At 65.6% G+C, this 15,008-nt stretch carries 13 protein-coding genes; 6 read left to right on the top strand and 7 right to left on the bottom strand.

Annotation, left to right across the window (positions count from 1 at the left end; translation table 11 throughout):
* The first annotated feature begins 29 nt into the window (after nucleotides 1-29).
* The 3 genes from coaD (at nucleotide 30) to ggt (ending at nucleotide 2,604) form a co-directional block, all read left to right on the top strand.
* On the top strand, nucleotides 30-512 hold the full coding sequence (coaD, locus tag IEG05_RS04330; RefSeq protein ID WP_014818712.1) for a pantetheine-phosphate adenylyltransferase: 483 nt from the start codon (nucleotides 30-32) through the stop codon (nucleotides 510-512).
* A gap of 107 nt (nucleotides 513-619) precedes the next feature.
* Entirely contained in the window at nucleotides 620-871 is a 252-nt protein-coding gene (locus tag IEG05_RS04325) for a YfhL family 4Fe-4S dicluster ferredoxin (protein ID WP_003303200.1), read from the top strand.
* The gene (gene ggt / locus IEG05_RS04320; RefSeq protein ID WP_046617490.1) at nucleotides 871-2,604 is read left to right on the top strand and encodes a gamma-glutamyltransferase; all 1,734 of its coding nucleotides are present in this window, start codon (nucleotides 871-873) and stop codon (nucleotides 2,602-2,604) included. Before IEG05_RS04325 ends, ggt begins: the two co-directional genes overlap by 1 nt.
* On the opposite strand, the gene IEG05_RS04315 is transcribed toward ggt, so the two are convergent.
* The 4 genes from IEG05_RS04315 to IEG05_RS04300 form a co-directional block, all read right to left on the bottom strand.
* A complete protein-coding gene (locus IEG05_RS04315) occupies nucleotides 2,588-4,423 on the bottom strand; it encodes a Na/Pi cotransporter family protein (protein WP_152664383.1) in 1,836 nt (611 codons plus the stop codon). The two genes, ggt and IEG05_RS04315, sit on opposite strands and share 17 nt — an antisense overlap.
* Nucleotides 4,424-4,523: 100 nt before the next feature.
* Nucleotides 4,524-4,865 carry a hypothetical protein gene (locus IEG05_RS04310; RefSeq protein ID WP_014818709.1) on the bottom strand — a complete coding sequence of 114 codons (342 nt, stop codon included), beginning with the start codon at nucleotides 4,863-4,865 and terminating at the stop codon, nucleotides 4,524-4,526.
* Between the two features lie 118 nt (nucleotides 4,866-4,983).
* Nucleotides 4,984-5,796 (bottom strand): bifunctional DNA-formamidopyrimidine glycosylase/DNA-(apurinic or apyrimidinic site) lyase, encoded by an 813-nt coding sequence (gene mutM, locus IEG05_RS04305; protein ID WP_191121689.1) that lies wholly within the window; start codon nucleotides 5,794-5,796, stop codon nucleotides 4,984-4,986.
* A 57-nt stretch (nucleotides 5,797-5,853) separates the two neighbouring features.
* The gene (locus IEG05_RS04300) at nucleotides 5,854-6,720 is read right to left on the bottom strand and encodes an HDOD domain-containing protein (protein ID WP_014818707.1); all 867 of its coding nucleotides are present in this window, start codon (nucleotides 6,718-6,720) and stop codon (nucleotides 5,854-5,856) included.
* Nucleotides 6,721-6,849: 129 nt separating this feature from the next.
* On the opposite strand from IEG05_RS04300, the gene IEG05_RS04295 reads away from it, so the two are divergent.
* Nucleotides 6,850-7,389, top strand: coding sequence for a type 1 glutamine amidotransferase domain-containing protein (locus IEG05_RS04295; protein WP_041015092.1), 540 nt, complete (start codon nucleotides 6,850-6,852; stop codon nucleotides 7,387-7,389).
* 101 nt (nucleotides 7,390-7,490) lie between these two features.
* Entirely contained in the window at nucleotides 7,491-8,687 is a 1,197-nt protein-coding gene (locus tag IEG05_RS04290) for a class I SAM-dependent rRNA methyltransferase (protein WP_023446913.1), read from the top strand.
* A 76-nt stretch (nucleotides 8,688-8,763) separates the two neighbouring features.
* Here the strand turns inward: IEG05_RS04290 and IEG05_RS04285 are convergent, their stop codons facing one another.
* Nucleotides 8,764-9,612, bottom strand: a complete 849-nt coding sequence (locus tag IEG05_RS04285; RefSeq protein ID WP_191121688.1) for a poly(ethylene terephthalate) hydrolase family protein — start codon at nucleotides 9,610-9,612, stop codon at nucleotides 8,764-8,766.
* A gap of 499 nt (nucleotides 9,613-10,111) precedes the next feature.
* Between IEG05_RS04285 and ilvD the strand changes: the two genes are divergently transcribed.
* Nucleotides 10,112-11,950: a dihydroxy-acid dehydratase gene (ilvD, locus tag IEG05_RS04280; RefSeq protein WP_191121687.1), complete on the top strand. Its 1,839-nt coding sequence runs from the start codon at nucleotides 10,112-10,114 to the stop codon at nucleotides 11,948-11,950.
* Between the two features lie 67 nt (nucleotides 11,951-12,017).
* On the opposite strand, the gene IEG05_RS04275 is transcribed toward ilvD, so the two are convergent.
* Nucleotides 12,018-13,751, bottom strand: coding sequence for a DUF4153 domain-containing protein (locus IEG05_RS04275; protein ID WP_191121686.1), 1,734 nt, complete (start codon nucleotides 13,749-13,751; stop codon nucleotides 12,018-12,020).
* A 97-nt stretch (nucleotides 13,752-13,848) separates the two neighbouring features.
* Nucleotides 13,849-14,967, bottom strand: a complete 1,119-nt coding sequence (locus IEG05_RS04270) for an NAD(P)/FAD-dependent oxidoreductase (RefSeq protein ID WP_191121685.1) — start codon at nucleotides 14,965-14,967, stop codon at nucleotides 13,849-13,851.
* Between the last annotated feature and the right edge of the window lie 41 nt (nucleotides 14,968-15,008).

The following is a 15,008-nucleotide window of genomic DNA, read 5'->3' as shown; positions in this document are numbered from 1 at the left end:
CACCCCCACGCATGCGTCAGGACGCCGCGATGAATCGAGTGTTGTATCCGGGAACCTTCGATCCCATCACCATGGGCCACGCCGATCTGGTGGAACGCGCTTCGCGCCTGTTCGACGAGGTCATCATCGCCGTGGCGGCCAACCCCAAGAAGAACCCGCTGTTCCCGCTCGAGCAACGTGTGGCGCTGGCTCAAGAAGTCACCAAGCACCTGCCGAACGTGAAGGTCATGGGTTTCTCCACGCTGCTGGCGCACTTCGTCAAGGAGCAGCAGGCCAATATCCTGCTGCGCGGGCTGCGCGCGGTTTCGGACTTCGAGTACGAGTTCCAGCTGGCCAACATGAACCGCCAGCTGGCGCCCGATGTGGAAAGCCTGTTCCTCACGCCGTCGGAAAAGTACTCCTATATTTCCTCGACGCTGGTTCGGGAGATTGCCTCGCTCAAGGGTGACGTATCCAAATTCGTCCACCCGGCGGTGATGAGCGCGTTGCACGAGCGCTTCGGCCAGAACTGACGATGCCCGCCGGGCCGCGTCGAGTGCACGCTGGCCGGCGATGCGGCACAATTGCCCGGTCGTAATATTGCTGTGCCGTGGTTCGAGCCACGGCAGGAGTTCGCTGGATGTCCCTGAAAATCACCGATGACTGCATCAACTGCGATGTGTGCGAGCCAGAGTGCCCGAACAGCGCCATTTCCCAGGGCGAGGAAATCTACGTCATCGACCCCAACCTCTGCACCGAATGCGTCGGCCACTACGACGAGCCACAGTGCCAGCAGGTCTGCCCGGTGGACTGCATCCCGCTCGACGAGAACAACGTCGAGAGCAAGGACGAACTGATGCAGAAGTACCTGATCATCACCGGCAAGGCGTGATGCTCTCGCGGCGACCGACCCGAAGGACCCGCCTGCTCAGGGGCCTCCAGGGTTGTCTCGCCGCCCTCCTGCTGCTGGCCTGCGCGGCCCAGGGCAACCCTCTTGCAAACGGCGCCGTCGCCACGGCCCATCCGCTGGCCAGTGAAGTTGGCCGGCGCATTCTCGAAGCCGGCGGCAACGCCTTCGATGCCACCGTTGCAGTCAGCGCCGCCCTGGCCGTGGTCGAGCCATACGGCTCCGGACTTGGCGGCGGCGGCTTCTTTCTGCTGCGCGAAGCCGGCGAATCCCCCCACCACAGTTTCCTCGACGCCCGCGAGCGCGCACCCGCCGCTGCCACGCCGGACCTGTACCTGCACGAGGGCAAGATCCGGCGCGAACTTTCGCTGAATGGCCCGCTGGCCGCGGCGATACCTGGCACGCCGGCCGCACTGGTCGAGCTCGCGGAGAAGCGCGGTCGCCTGCCACTGCAAGCCACTTTGGCACCGGCTATCGCCCTGGCCCGCGACGGATTTGCGGTGGATTCCGTCTATCGCCAGCGCGCCGGCTGGCGCCTCGCGGCGTTGCGTGACGATCCGGAGAGCGCGCGGCTGTTTCTCCACGACGGCGACCTGCCCGCCGAAGGCCATCTGCTGCGTCAGCCGGAGCTGGCGCAAACCCTGGAGCGCCTGGCCAGTCACGGTCACGACGGCTTCTACCGCGGCGAGTTCGCGAAGAAATTGGTGCATGGCGTTCGCGCCGCCGGCGGCATCTGGTCGCTGGAGGATCTGGCCGACTACCACACCGTCGAGCGCGAGCCACTACGCTTCACCCTCGCCGATGGCCGTGAGCTGATCGGCGCGCCGCCACCCTCGGCCGGCGGCATGATCCTCGCGCAGAGCCTGGGTATTCTCGAACGCCTGTCCTGGCGCGACGCCGAACCGCTGCAACGCAGTCACCTGGTGGTCGAGGCGCTGCGCCGGGCCTATCGCGACCGCGGGCAACTGGGCGATCCGGATTTCGTCGCGTCACCACTGCGACGTCTGCTGTCAGACCAGTATCTGGACCAGCTCGCCAGCTCCATCGACCCTGATCGGGCCACGCCGAGCAGCGCATTGCCGCCCGCGCCACGCTGGCGCGAGGGCGAGCACACCACTCACTTCGCGGTGATCGATGCCGAAGGCAATGCGGTGGCGGCGACGCTATCGCTGAACATGATGTTCGGTGCCGCCTTCAGCGTGCCCGGCACCGGTGTGCTGCTCAATGACGAGATGGACGACTTCGCCGCCGACATCGACGGCAGCAATGCCTATGGCCTGAAGGGCAGCAGCGCCAACGCCATCTCCGGCGGCAAGCGTCCGCTGTCGAGCATGAGCCCGACTTTCATCGAAAGCGCCGAGGAGTTCGCAGCCTTCGGCACGCCCGGCGGCAGCCGCATCCCGAGCATGGTGCTGCTTTCGGCACTGTCTTACCTGGATGGCGAACCGGTGCAGGCCTGGCCGGCAGTGCCGCGCTATCACCACCAGTACCTGCCCGACGTACTGCAGTACGAAGCCGACGCGTTCACCCCGGCACAGCTGGACACCCTGCGCGCGCGCGGCCACCAGCCCAGGCTGATCGAACGCGACTACGGCAACCAGCAGGTGCTCTATTGGCACAAGCCGAGCGGCACGGTCGAGGCGGCCAGCGACCCGCGCGGCATCGGCCAGGCACTGATGGTGCCAGCACGCCGCGAGCCGGTTACAGCTGCAGAATGACCGGGCCTTCGTCCTCAGCGAGCTGACGCAGCTGCCGCGTCAGCTCATGGCCCTCGCCGAGCAACAAGGCGTTGCGCAGACTCTGGATGATGCGGCTGGCGTAGCCCAGGTCGTTCATCAGCGAACTGCTCTGCAAACCGTCCAACTTCTGGTTGCGGATCGATTCGAACAGGCGCCGGCGAAACTCCGCATCGAACTTCGCAGCGCGCTCGTCCAGCCAGTTCAAGCGCTCGCGCCATAGCTCATCGGGCAGCTCCGAGTGGTTGAGCGCGCGGATCTCGCGCAACGACTCCAGCAAATGCCGACGCAGCTCGACATACGCCTGGCGCGCCGCGGATTCGTCGGTGCGCAGGTAGTGTCCGAGGTTCTTCTGCAGGTGCTTGGCATCCTTGACCGCGTCCACCAGCTGCAGCGCCGCAACCTGGCAGCTCAGCCAGAACGCCTGGTGGCTCTCGTCCAGCGGCAGCTCCAGACGCCCCATGAAGGTCAGCAGATCGGAATACACGCCCTTTATGTGCCGCTGATACAGCCGCTCGGCATCCAGGGCCTGGGCGTCGGGCTTCGCGTTGATCAGCGCCTCGTCAATCCGTCCCTGCTGACGCAGCTGGTCCACCGGCAGATAGGTGGCATAGCAAATCACCTCGAGACTCAGGCGCGCCAGATGCTGCAGCTCCTGCGCCACGGCGCTGGCGGCAGCATCCGCGGAGTCCAGCGCACGGTCATTCAGGTAGCGCGCGCGGGTCGGCTCCTCCGGTCGAGCAGGCGCAAGCTCGGTGATCAGCACCGTCGGTTCGACTCGCTCAGGCAACACGCGCAACAGCAGGTTTGCCAGCTGCGCCTGCCACGGCCAGAACAGCAGCACACCCATGGCGTTGAACAGCGTATGAAACAGCGCCAGCTGAATCAGACGGTTTTCAGCCAGGCCCAGCGGCGCGACCAGCCACTGGACCAGCCAAGTCAACGGCGGCAGCAGCGCGATGGCCAGCACGGCGGTAGTCACGTTGAACAGTACATGGGCCAGCGCCAGGCGCTGACCACTGCGGTTGCCGCCGAGCGAGCCGACGAACGCAGTGGTGACGCTTGTGCCGACATTGGCGCCGATCGCCGTCGCCAGCGCCTGGCCGAGATCCAGCTGGCCGGTAGCCAAAGCGGTCAGCGTCAGCATCAATGTGGCATGGCTGGACTGCAGCACCACCGTGGCAAACAGGCCGATCGCGACGAACATCAGCTGCCCAGCCAGACCGCCAGCGTGGTACTGCGACAGGTCCATGCCACCGAAGCTGGAGAAACCGGTCTTGATCTGATCGATGCCGAGAAAGATGAAGGCGATGCCGAGCACGATACGCCCGGCCGCCTTGCCCTTGTCGCCGGTGAAGCTGGCCAGCACCCCGAAAACCAGCAGCGGCAAGGCCAGCGGACTCAGGCTGACGTTCTGCCCGGCCAGTGCCAGCAGCCAGATACCCGTGGTGGAGCCGAGATTGGCGCCGAACAGAATGGCGATACCGCCGGCAAGCTTGATCAGCCCGGTGCTGATGAAGGCGATGGTGAGCAACGAGACCAGCGTGCTGGACTGCAGCAGCATGGTGCCGCTCATGCCGAACATCAGGCCCTTGAGCGGCGTCGCCGTACTGCGCGTCAGCAGCTGTTCGAGCTTGCTACCGGCCAGTTGGCGCAGCCCCTCTTCGAGGCATTGCATGCCGAACAGGAACAGGGCGAGTCCCGCGCACAGCTCGAGCCATCCGTCACTGGCCCAGAACGACCAGGACAACATCAGCAGGCCCACGATGGGCAGAAATGTCTTGAAGAAGCTGCTGTTCAAGGAGGGGGCTTCGCGGCGCGGGATGGGAGGCGAAGCATACTGCAGCAACACCGCGACCGGAAGGCTCAGGCCCTGCCAGTCGCGATGCGGATGACGTCGATCAACGCTGGGCGTTGTAACCGCTGGTGGTGCAGCCCAGGCAGCGTACGAACGCCGCTTTGCCCGGCTCGACGACCAGAGCCTTGCCAGCCTCGCCGACGTTGCCGCCCAAGGCGGTGAACGGCAGGCTGACAACGAAAACACCGGCGCCGATGGCAGTCGCGGCGATCAGCAGCGGGCGGGCGATGATCAGGTCACCGACCATGGAGTAGGCCTTGGGCGCTTCTACGGAGTACATCGGATCACCACTGGCGTTCTGCGGGACCGACTCCGCATGTGCCGGCAGCGCCAGCAGGCCAGTGGTCAGTGCCAAGACAGCAGCGGTAGAGCGGAACAGATTCATGGTGTGGTCCTTCAGATGTGCGAAACGCGGCAATTTTTAGTTGTGGCGGCCACTATAGCAGTGGCCGGGGCACGCTGAGCGTGAACGCCGTCAACGCATGCACAGTTCCGCCAGCCGCTCAACGCTGGCAGCGAGCGCGATACACGCTGGCGCGCTGACCGAGGCGAATCTCACGCAGCGTGCCGCCGCAGTTCTTGCAGAATTCGCCGGCCCGCCCGTAGACGAACAGCTCCTGCTGAAAATAGCCGGGCTTGCCATCGCCGCCGACGAAATCGCGCAACGTCGTGCCGCCACGCTCGATGGCCATCGCCAGTATCCGCCGGATTTCCTCGCCCAGTTTCAGGTAACGCGCTCGCGAGATGCTCCCGGCCGGCCGCCGCGGATCGATCCCGGCGGCGAACAGTGCCTCGCTCGCATAGATGTTGCCGACGCCCACCACTACCGCGTTGTCCATGATGAACGGCTTGACCGCCATGCTGCGGCCACGCGACAGCCTATACAAACGGTCACCGTCGAAATCCTCGCCGAGCGGCTCGGGCCCGAGACTGGCGAGCAACACATGGGCGAGCGGCTCGTGGCTCCAGAGCATCGCGCCGAAGCGCCGCGGATCGGTGTAGCGCAGCGCCTGGCCGGACTCCAGCAGGATATCGACGTGCTCGTGCTTGGCCGCCGGCAATGCCGCGTCAACCAGACGCAGGCTTCCGGACATGCCCAGATGAACGATCAGCGTGCCGCTCTCGGCCTTGATCAGCAGGTATTTGGCACGACGCTCGACGGCTTGGATCCGTTGGCCGGACAGACGCACATCGAGGTCTTCCGGGATCGGCCAGCGCAACCGCCGGTCACGCACCAGCACGCGGCTGACACGCTGACCGACAAGGTATGGCTCGATACCACGGCGGGTAGTTTCGACTTCGGGAAGTTCGGGCATGGCGGGACGTTGGATACAGCGAAGGGATGCCGACCTTAGCAGGCCGGCGCCGGGCCGTCAGCCCACGCCCAGCTCGCGGATGCTTTCCTTGAGGCAGACGAAATCGTATTCCGACAGCCCGACGTACTCGAGCACCAGCTGCGACACGCTGTCCCACTCGTGATCGTCCGGCTGCGCGCCCAACACCCGATGACAGGCGCAGATGTGCTCGGCCATCTTGAGGATCGCCAGCAGCGTCTTGATCGGCGCATCGCGCCCCGAGTCGTCGGCGAACAGCGACAGCGCGTTATGGTGATTGGCGATGGCATCACACAGGTGCAGCGGCAGGTTCCACGATTTGGCGGTGAAGTAGCCGACCACCGCATGGTTGGTGCTGAGCACGCGATTCTCAATATCGACGATGCGCTGGCCGTCTCCGGTGCTGGCGTAGGCCTCTTCCAGCACACTCATGTAGCCGGGGAAGCGCTTGAGCATCAGCGGGATGCCGCAATTGTGGAACAGCCCGAGGGTGTAGGCCTCATCCGGCGACTGGTAGCCGATGCGCTTGGCCAGGGTCAGGCAGGCCATGGCCACGTCCTGCGCGCTGTCCCAGAAGCGGCTGAGCGTGACGATGGTCTCGTCGCTCATCTCGCCCTTGATCGACTGCGCATTGATCAGGTTGATCACCGAGTTGCAGCCCAGCAGGTTCACCGCCTGCTGGATGGAAGCGATGCGGTTGGCCAGACCGAAATGCGGCGAGTTGACCAGCTTGAGCAGCGCCCCCGAAAGCCCCGGGTCCTGACTGATCAGCCGGGCGATGGCTTTCAGATCGGGCACCGGCATGACCTGCTCCATTTGCAGGTCGACCATGATCTGCGGTTGCGGCGGCACGCTGATGCCTTGCAGCACCCGGCGGATCTGTTCGGCGGAGAGTTCAACGGCCATGAGGGGGACGCTCGACTAGAAGGCAAAGTGCCACCGGCACGAAAGGACGAACTTTGGCTGAGATGCGGGTCCCATTTCAAGTGACTCGCATTCGGCGAGCGTTACCGACAGACAGACGGAGGCATGCTCATGACCCAATCCCTCAACGGCAAGCGCGTGGCAATCCTGGTGACCGACGGCTTCGAGCAGGTCGAGCTGACCGGCCCGCAGGAAGCGCTGGAGAAGGCCGGTGCGACAGCGCAGATCGTCTCCGCCAAGAATGGCGAAGTGACCGGCTGGAACCACACCACGCCGGCCAGCAAGTTTCACGTGGACAAGACCTTCGACGACCTCGATATGAATGACTATGACGCCGTGCTGCTACCCGGCGGGGTGGTCAACTCCGACACCATTCGCACCGACGAAAGCGCACAAAAACTGGTACGCGACGCCGCCGCGGCGAACAAGCCGATCGCGGTGATCTGTCACGGCGGCTGGCTGCTGATCTCGGCCGGACTGGTCAAGGGCAAGCGCATGACCAGCTGGCCATCGCTTACCGACGACCTGAAGAACGCCGGCGCCGATTGGGTGGACCAGGAGGTGGTGGTGGACGGCCAACTAATCAGCAGCCGCAAGCCGGATGACATCCCAGCGTTCAGCCAGGCGCTGATTCAAGCCCTGTCCGCCTGACCGGTGATGCGTGACGGGCGCTGCGAGGAATTTCCGGCAGCGCAGGCGCGCGTGGCCTGCCGCTCGTTTAGAATGCCCGTCTTTTCCCCGGAGCCCCGCCGATGACCCTGCCCAGCCTGCGCCTCAAAGCCAACGCCGATCGCCGCCTGCGCGCCGGCCATCTGTGGGTCTACAGCAACGAGGTGGACACCGCGGCCACGCCGCTGGCGGGCTTCGTTGCCGGGGATCAGGCCGTGCTCGAAGCCGCCGGCGGCAAACCGCTGGGCATCGTCGGGGTATCGCCGAACAACCTGATCTGCGCGCGCCTGCTGTCACGCGATCTCAAGCACAGCCTGGATAAGTCATTGCTGGTGCATCGCATCCAGGTCGCCCTGTCGCTGCGTGATCGCCTGTTCGATCAGCCGTGCTACCGCCTGATCTATGGCGATTCCGATCTTCTGCCGGGCCTGGTGGTGGATCGCTTCCACGACCATCTGGTGGTGCAGCTGGCCTCCGCCACCATGGAGCGCAACAAGGATGCCGTGCTGGAGGCGCTGGTGCAGGTTCTCAAGCCGCGCGGCGTGCTGTGGAAGAACGACTCCAGCGCTCGCGATGCCGAAGGCCTGGAGCGTTACGTCGATACGGCGTTCGGCGTAGTGCCGGAGTGGGTCGCGCTGGAAGAGAACGGCGTGAAGTTCGAGGCGCCGGTGCTGCAGGGCCAGAAGACCGGCTGGTTCTACGACCACCGCATGAATCGCGCGCGCCTGGCGCCCTACGTGAAGGGCAAGCGCGTACTCGACCTGTTCAGCTACATCGGCGGCTGGGGCGTGCAGGCGGCGGCCTTCGGAGCCAGCGAGGTGTTCTGCGTCGACGCCTCGGCTTTCGCCCTGGATGGCGTGGAGCGCAACGCCGCACTCAACGGCGTGGCGGAGAAGATGACCTGCGTCGAGGGTGATGCCTTCGAGGCGATGAAGGAACTGAAGAACGCCGAGGAGCGCTTCGACGTGGTCATCACCGACCCGCCGGCCTTCATCAAGCGCAAGAAGGACATCAAGAACGGCGAGGCTGCCTACCGCCGCCTCAACGAAGCCGCGATGCGCCTGCTCAACAAGGACGGCATCCTGGTCAGCGCCAGCTGCTCCATGCACCTGGAAGAAGATCACCTGCAGAACATCCTGCTCGGCAGCGCACGCCATCTGGACCGCAATATCCAGCTGCTCGAACGCGGCGCCCAGGGCCCGGATCATCCGGTGCATCCGGCGATCCCGGAAACCCGCTACATCAAGAGCCTGACCTGCCGCATCCTGCCCAACAGCTGAGAGGCGGCACACGCGCCTACCGTATCGCCATGAAACCTCCGCCCGGCAGTGCGGGCGAAGGTTTCAACGTGCCGTGTTACTCGATGCCCCTGCGCTGATCGCTCCACAACAGGCTGGTGCACAACCCGCAGAAACGTCCGTAGAAGGTGCCACGCGCACTCTCGTCGTCCATCAGGTGATAACGGAACCAGGCCGTCGTCGGTCCGCGATAGGCCCCGCCATCACCCACCGGCTCGAAGTGGCTGACATAGCGCCTTTCCCCCCAGAAGATCGGCACATTGGCGCGGGTATAGACCGGCTGCGCATTCAGATAGGGGATGGCGATCGTGTCGGCACCCCCGGACATCAGGAACATCGGCCCGCGCTGGTTGCGCTGCGACGACGGGTCATGGCCAAGACCGATGGTGTACGGCTGGATCGGCGCGGTGACCTTCACGCGATCATCCTGCCCGGCCATGATCGAGCCTCCACCGCCCTGGGAATGGCCCGATGTGGCGACGCGTCCGGTGTTCAACACGCCGACGTAGGTGCCGTAGGTGCGATTGCTTTCCTGTACCAGGTAATCGAGGCAGGCCAGCATGTCGCGCCCGGTGCCGGCATTCGAAGTTTCCGCCGCGGCCACCACGAAGCCATGGCTGGCCCAGTGGGTCAGCAGCCCTGAATAAGTCGTCGGCCCGGTGCCGGTACCATTGCCCCAGAGGATGACCGGATGCCTGACGCCATCCTGGCCCAGCGTGCTTGGCCGGTAGATGCGGCAGCTCGGCCCTTCGCTCTGACTGGTGACGGCGTAGGGGCCGGAATTGTCGAAGCTCGAAACCGAGGGAAATGGTGCTCCGGGTGTGTCCGGCAGGGGGGCGGCGGCGGCGGTTGCGGATAGCGCCACCAGAGCAGCGGCGCTCAGGTATCGACGTGTGAATTTGTGCATCTGCATTCCTCGTTCTTATCGTTGGTATAAGGACGCCTCGCCCATCATCGAATGCCCGCTACTCCGCAGAACGCGCACCCATGGCGAGGCGACCGCTCGCTGGCCAGCGGCAAGACAAGATGCAGTCACCAGCGAAGCGGTCGGGTCTGGACTCTAGCGAGCGACCCTCGACCTGCCAGTCAAGTGGACCGGCGGTCATACGCCGAAAAAGGCGGCCGATGCGCAGGCCTCACGCCCGATCCAGCCGCTCCGGGCCGCTGGCATGCGGGGTAGCGCAGGACCGGCAATCGTCCCGCCTGGCCCGGCTGCCGGAACGTGCGTAGAATCGGTGATACCTCGCCATTCACCACACGGCGGACCCAGAGCCCAGGCCCCACGAGCGATTACCCCGCCTCGACCCGGCCCCTTCCGAACGCGCGGTCACCCTCCGTTGCATCCGGCACAGGCGTTGCTCACCATACGCATACCTCCGATTACCTGATTAGCCGCAGGAACCGTCATGCCTGATTACCGTTCGAAAACCTCCACGCACGGCCGCAACATGGCCGGTGCCCGGGCGCTGTGGCGCGCCACCGGCATGAAGGACGAAGACTTCAAGAAGCCGATCATCGCCATCGCCAACTCCTTCACCCAGTTCGTCCCCGGCCACGTGCACCTCAAAGACATGGGCCAGCTGGTCGCCCGCGAGATCGAGAAGCACGGCGGCGTGGCCAAGGAATTCAACACCATCGCGGTCGACGACGGCATCGCCATGGGTCACGACGGCATGCTCTATTCGCTGCCGTCGCGCGAGATCATCGCCGACTCCGTGGAGTACATGGTCAATGCGCATTGCGCCGACGCCATCGTCTGCATCTCCAACTGCGACAAGATCACCCCCGGCATGCTGATGGCCGCCCTGCGCCTGAACATCCCGGTGGTGTTCGTTTCAGGCGGTCCGATGGAAGCCGGCAAGACCAAGCTGGCCAGCCACGGCCTGGACCTGGTCGACGCCATGGTCATCGCTGCCGATGAAAGCGCCTCGGACGAGAAGGTCGCCGAATACGAGCGCAGCGCCTGTCCGACCTGCGGTAGCTGCTCCGGCATGTTCACTGCCAACTCGATGAACTGCCTGGCCGAAGCCCTTGGCCTCGCCCTGCCCGGCAACGGTTCGACCCTCGCTACGCACAGCGACCGCGAGCAGCTGTTCCTGCGCGCCGGCCGCACCATCGTAGAGCTGTGCCAGCGCTATTACGGCGAGGGCGACGAATCAGTCCTGCCGCGCAACATCGCCAGCCGCCGCGCGTTCGAAAACGCCATGACGCTCGATATCGCCATGGGTGGCTCGACCAACACCATCCTGCACCTGCTGGCCGCCGCTCAGGAAGCCGAGGTCGACTTCGACCTGCGCGCCATCGATGCCCTGTCACGCAAGGTTCCGCAGCTGTGCAAGGTCGCGCCGAACATCCAGAAGTACCACATGGAAGACGTGCACCGCGCCGGCGGCATTTTCTCCATTCTTGGTGAGCTCGCCCGTGGCGGCCTGCTGCACACCGACGTCCCCACCGTGCACAGCCGGACGCTTGCTGAAGGCATCGCGCAGTGGGACATCACCCAGACCCAGGACGAAGCGGTGCACACCTTCTTCAAGGCAGGCCCGGCGGGCATCCCGACGCAAACGGCATTCAGCCAGTCGACCCGTTGGGACACCCTGGACCTGGACCGCGCCGAAGGCTGCATTCGCAGCGTCGAGCATGCCTATTCCCAGGAAGGCGGCCTCGCCGTGCTCTACGGCAACATCGCCCTCGATGGCTGCGTGGTGAAAACCGCGGGCGTGGATGAATCCATCCACGTCTTCGAAGGCACCGCCAAGATCTTCGAAAGCCAGGACAGCGCCGTCAAAGGCATCCTCAATGACGAAGTGAAGGCTGGCGACATCGTCATCATTCGCTACGAAGGCCCAAAGGGCGGCCCGGGCATGCAGGAAATGCTCTACCCGACCTCGTACCTGAAGTCCAAGGGACTGGGCAAGGAGTGCGCCCTGCTCACCGACGGCCGCTTCTCCGGCGGCACGTCGGGCCTGTCCATCGGCCACGCCTCGCCGGAAGCGGCTGCGGGCGGCGCCATCGGGCTGGTGCAGGACGGCGACAAGGTGCTGATCGACATCCCCAACCGCAGCATCGAGCTGCAGGTCAGCGATGAAGAACTGTCCCACCGCCGCATCGAGCAGGACAAGAAAGGCTGGAAACCCGCCCAGCCGCGCACCCGTAAGGTGACGACGGCGCTCAAGGCCTACGCCCTGCTCGCCACCAGCGCCGACAAGGGTGCGGTGCGCAACAAGGCGCTGCTGGACGGCTGATCGCCAGGCTTGCTCGCTGTAAATGAAAAGCCCGACCTTCGCGTCGGGCTTTTTCATGCTCAGCAGACTATTCGGTAATCGCCGGTTCCAGACGGATGCCGTCGATTTCCAGCGCCTTGAAGCGCGGCGCTACCACCTGCAAAGCGCCACGCTCGATCTGCTGCTTGAGGGTCTCGCCGTCGAGGGTTTGCTGATCGGTCGTGCTAAGGTGCCCGATCCATCGCCAAGTACCGGTATCGCCACGCCCCAGCACCGTCACGATCCGCTGCCGCGCACCGCGTAGCAGCAGCACCTCGGGCTGGCTGTCATCGTCCAGATCGACGGCGAACAAGGCGCAGTCCCCGTCACAGCCCTGGGTCGCGATGGCCTGTGCCAACGCGCCACCGGCATCCTCGAGAGGCTCGCCGATCCAGGGCACCGGTGCGGTATTGGCCATATCGTGCTCGTGTCGCCAGTTCCAGTAGCTGTCTGCCTTGTCCAGTCGCTGCAGGTCTGCCTGCAGTTGCTCCCGTCGCGCGTCGGTGAGGCCAGGCTCGACCACGCGCTGACGCAGCTTTTCGAGCTGGTCGCGACCGGGTTGCCCCAGCTGAAAGCGCAGTGCGCCGAGATCGGTGCGTTCTGCCGGCACCTGCTCGTCGAGCAGGCGCTGGTACTGGTTGGCTGCGCTGAGCTGCAACGGGCTCAACGGTGGCAGATACATGAGCAGCAACAGTGCCACCGAAACCAGCGCCAGCAGCGGATTGCTCTGGCGCAGGCCGGCCAGCCATCCATCCCGCCGTTGCAGCACCGCCGCCGTTAGTGCCAGCGCGTGCAGCAGCGCCACCAGGGTCGCCCCGAGCGCCACCACCCGATCAGGCGTGAGCCCGTACTGACCGATCCGCAGCCACAGTGCGTAAACCGCAAGACCCGCCAGAAGCGGCAGGCACAGCGAGCTGGCTTCGACCAGCACGCGCAGCGCACGCGGGTAATGCACCGCTTGCCGGCCATCCTGAACGACGCCGTTGAGCAACGCGACATGGGCGAACACCATGGCCAGCAGGATCGGCGTCGCGTGGCGGGTTTCCCACAACGGCTGCAGACCGGTGAACGGCAGGCAGACCACGAACAGCAGCAGGATCAGCACCGTCAGCGGCAGCAGGAAGCGACACATCGCCTGCAGCACGTTGCGCAGCGCATCGACCAGTTGGCCACGCTCGAGGCCGATCCACAGCCCGATGGCGACGACCGTCGCGCTGGCCACCCAGATAAAGCCGGACGACTCGAACAGCGTTGCGAAAAGCCTGATGCCGACCAGCTTGAACAGGCCGGCCCAGAGCCAGATCAGCAGCCAGAACGCCGCCAGCATCAGCAGCGCCATGAACAGCAGCAGGCCGTTGTTGATGGCATGCCGGTATAGCGCGGCGTAGTCGACACGCCAGCGATGATCGATATCCCGCGCCTGGATGAAGGGTGTCAGCACATAGGCCAGGATCAGGTTGCTCCAGAGCAGCAGGGTACCGACGGATTCACCCAGGTAATACCAGCGCGGCTGCTCGAACTGCAGCGCGAGACCGCCCGCCAGCACGGCCGGCAGCGCGGCAGCCGCAAGCACCAGGCGCCAGCGTCCGGCCTCGCACAGCCCGCCCCAGAGCAGCTGCACCTGCCAGCCGCCAATCACCGTGAAGGCCAGCAGCGCCGAACACAGGATCCGCCAGCCAGCAGCGTGCGGCCAGGCCTCGCTGGCCGCCCAGAGCGCCAAACCCTGCAGCAATCCGACCGCCAGATAGACTTTCAGCGGGCGGGCTTCGCCTGTCAGTTCCATGCACGTTCCTTTTGCCGGTGATGCGCCGTCCGATCGCGGCGGGTTGCAGTGTGCGGCCCGTCCGCATGGGCCGCAACGCGAGCGCGACAGCGCGTGATCAGGTCGCCAATGCCGTGGGCTCGAGCTGCCCAAGGACGTGTTCGGCAATCGCCAGACAGGCAGTCAGGCCCGGCGATTCGATGCCGAACAGGTTCACCAGCCCGGCGACGCCGTGCTGCGCCGGGCCATCGATGCGAAAGTCCGCGGCCGCCTCGGCGGGGCCGCTGATCTTCGGGCGGATGCCGGTGTAGGCCGGTTGCAACGAAGCGTCCGGCAACGCCGGCCAATAACGGCGAATCGCGGCATAGAAGCCCTCGGCCCGTTCCGGCTCGATGCGATAGTCGAGCGCCTCAACCCACTGCACATCCGGGCCGAAACGCGCCTGGCCGGCCAGATCCAGGGTCAGGTGCACACCGAGGCCACCGGGCTCGGGCAGCGGATAGACCAGATGGCGAAACGGCGCGCGCCCGCTCAGGCTGAAGTAGCTGCCCTTGGCGAAGAACTGCCGCGGCCGTGCGGCCGGGTCCAACCCGGCGGTGTGCGCGGCGAGGATGGGCGCGCCATGTCCGGCGCAATTCACCACGGTGCGGGCCAGCAACTGCAGCGGGTCGGCGCCGCCCACCTCGACCTGCAAGCCTGCGCTGTCAACCGTGATCGCCGTTACCGGCGCGTTCAGTGCCAGCACCGCGCCGTGGCGCTCGGCATCGCCCAGCAGTGCCAGCATCAGCGCGTGGCTGTCGATGATGCCGGTGCTTGGCGAAAGCAGCCCTGCCACCGCCTGTACTTCCGGCTCCAGCGCCAGCACCTCGCGCCCATCGAGGTGCTGCAGGTCATCGACCCCATTGGCCAGCGCGTGCCGCCGCAGTTGTTCCAGCGCAGCGATCTGGGCCTCGTCGGTGGCGACGATCAGCTTGCCGCAACGTCGATGGGCCACGCCGTGGCTGTCGCAGAAATCGTAGAGCTGGCGACGCCCGGCCACGCCCAACCGGCCCTTGAGCGAGCCCTGCGGGTAGTAGATGCCGGCGTGGATGACTTCGCTGTTGCGCGCGCTGGTGGCGGTGCCAAAGGCAGCCTCGGCTTCCAGTATCAGCACCTCGCGACCGGCCAGCGCCAGCGCACGCGCCACCGCCAGCCCGACCACTCCCGCACCCACCACCACGCAATCCACCCGATCCATGCCAGACTCCTCAACCCGAACAGCCCAAGCCTGCCGCAACC

The organism is Stutzerimonas kunmingensis, from assembly GCF_014764705.1.
Lineage (GTDB): Bacteria > Pseudomonadota > Gammaproteobacteria > Pseudomonadales > Pseudomonadaceae > Stutzerimonas.
Note: the sequence above shows the minus strand (reverse complement) of the source record. Positions and strands in the feature narration are given on the sequence as shown.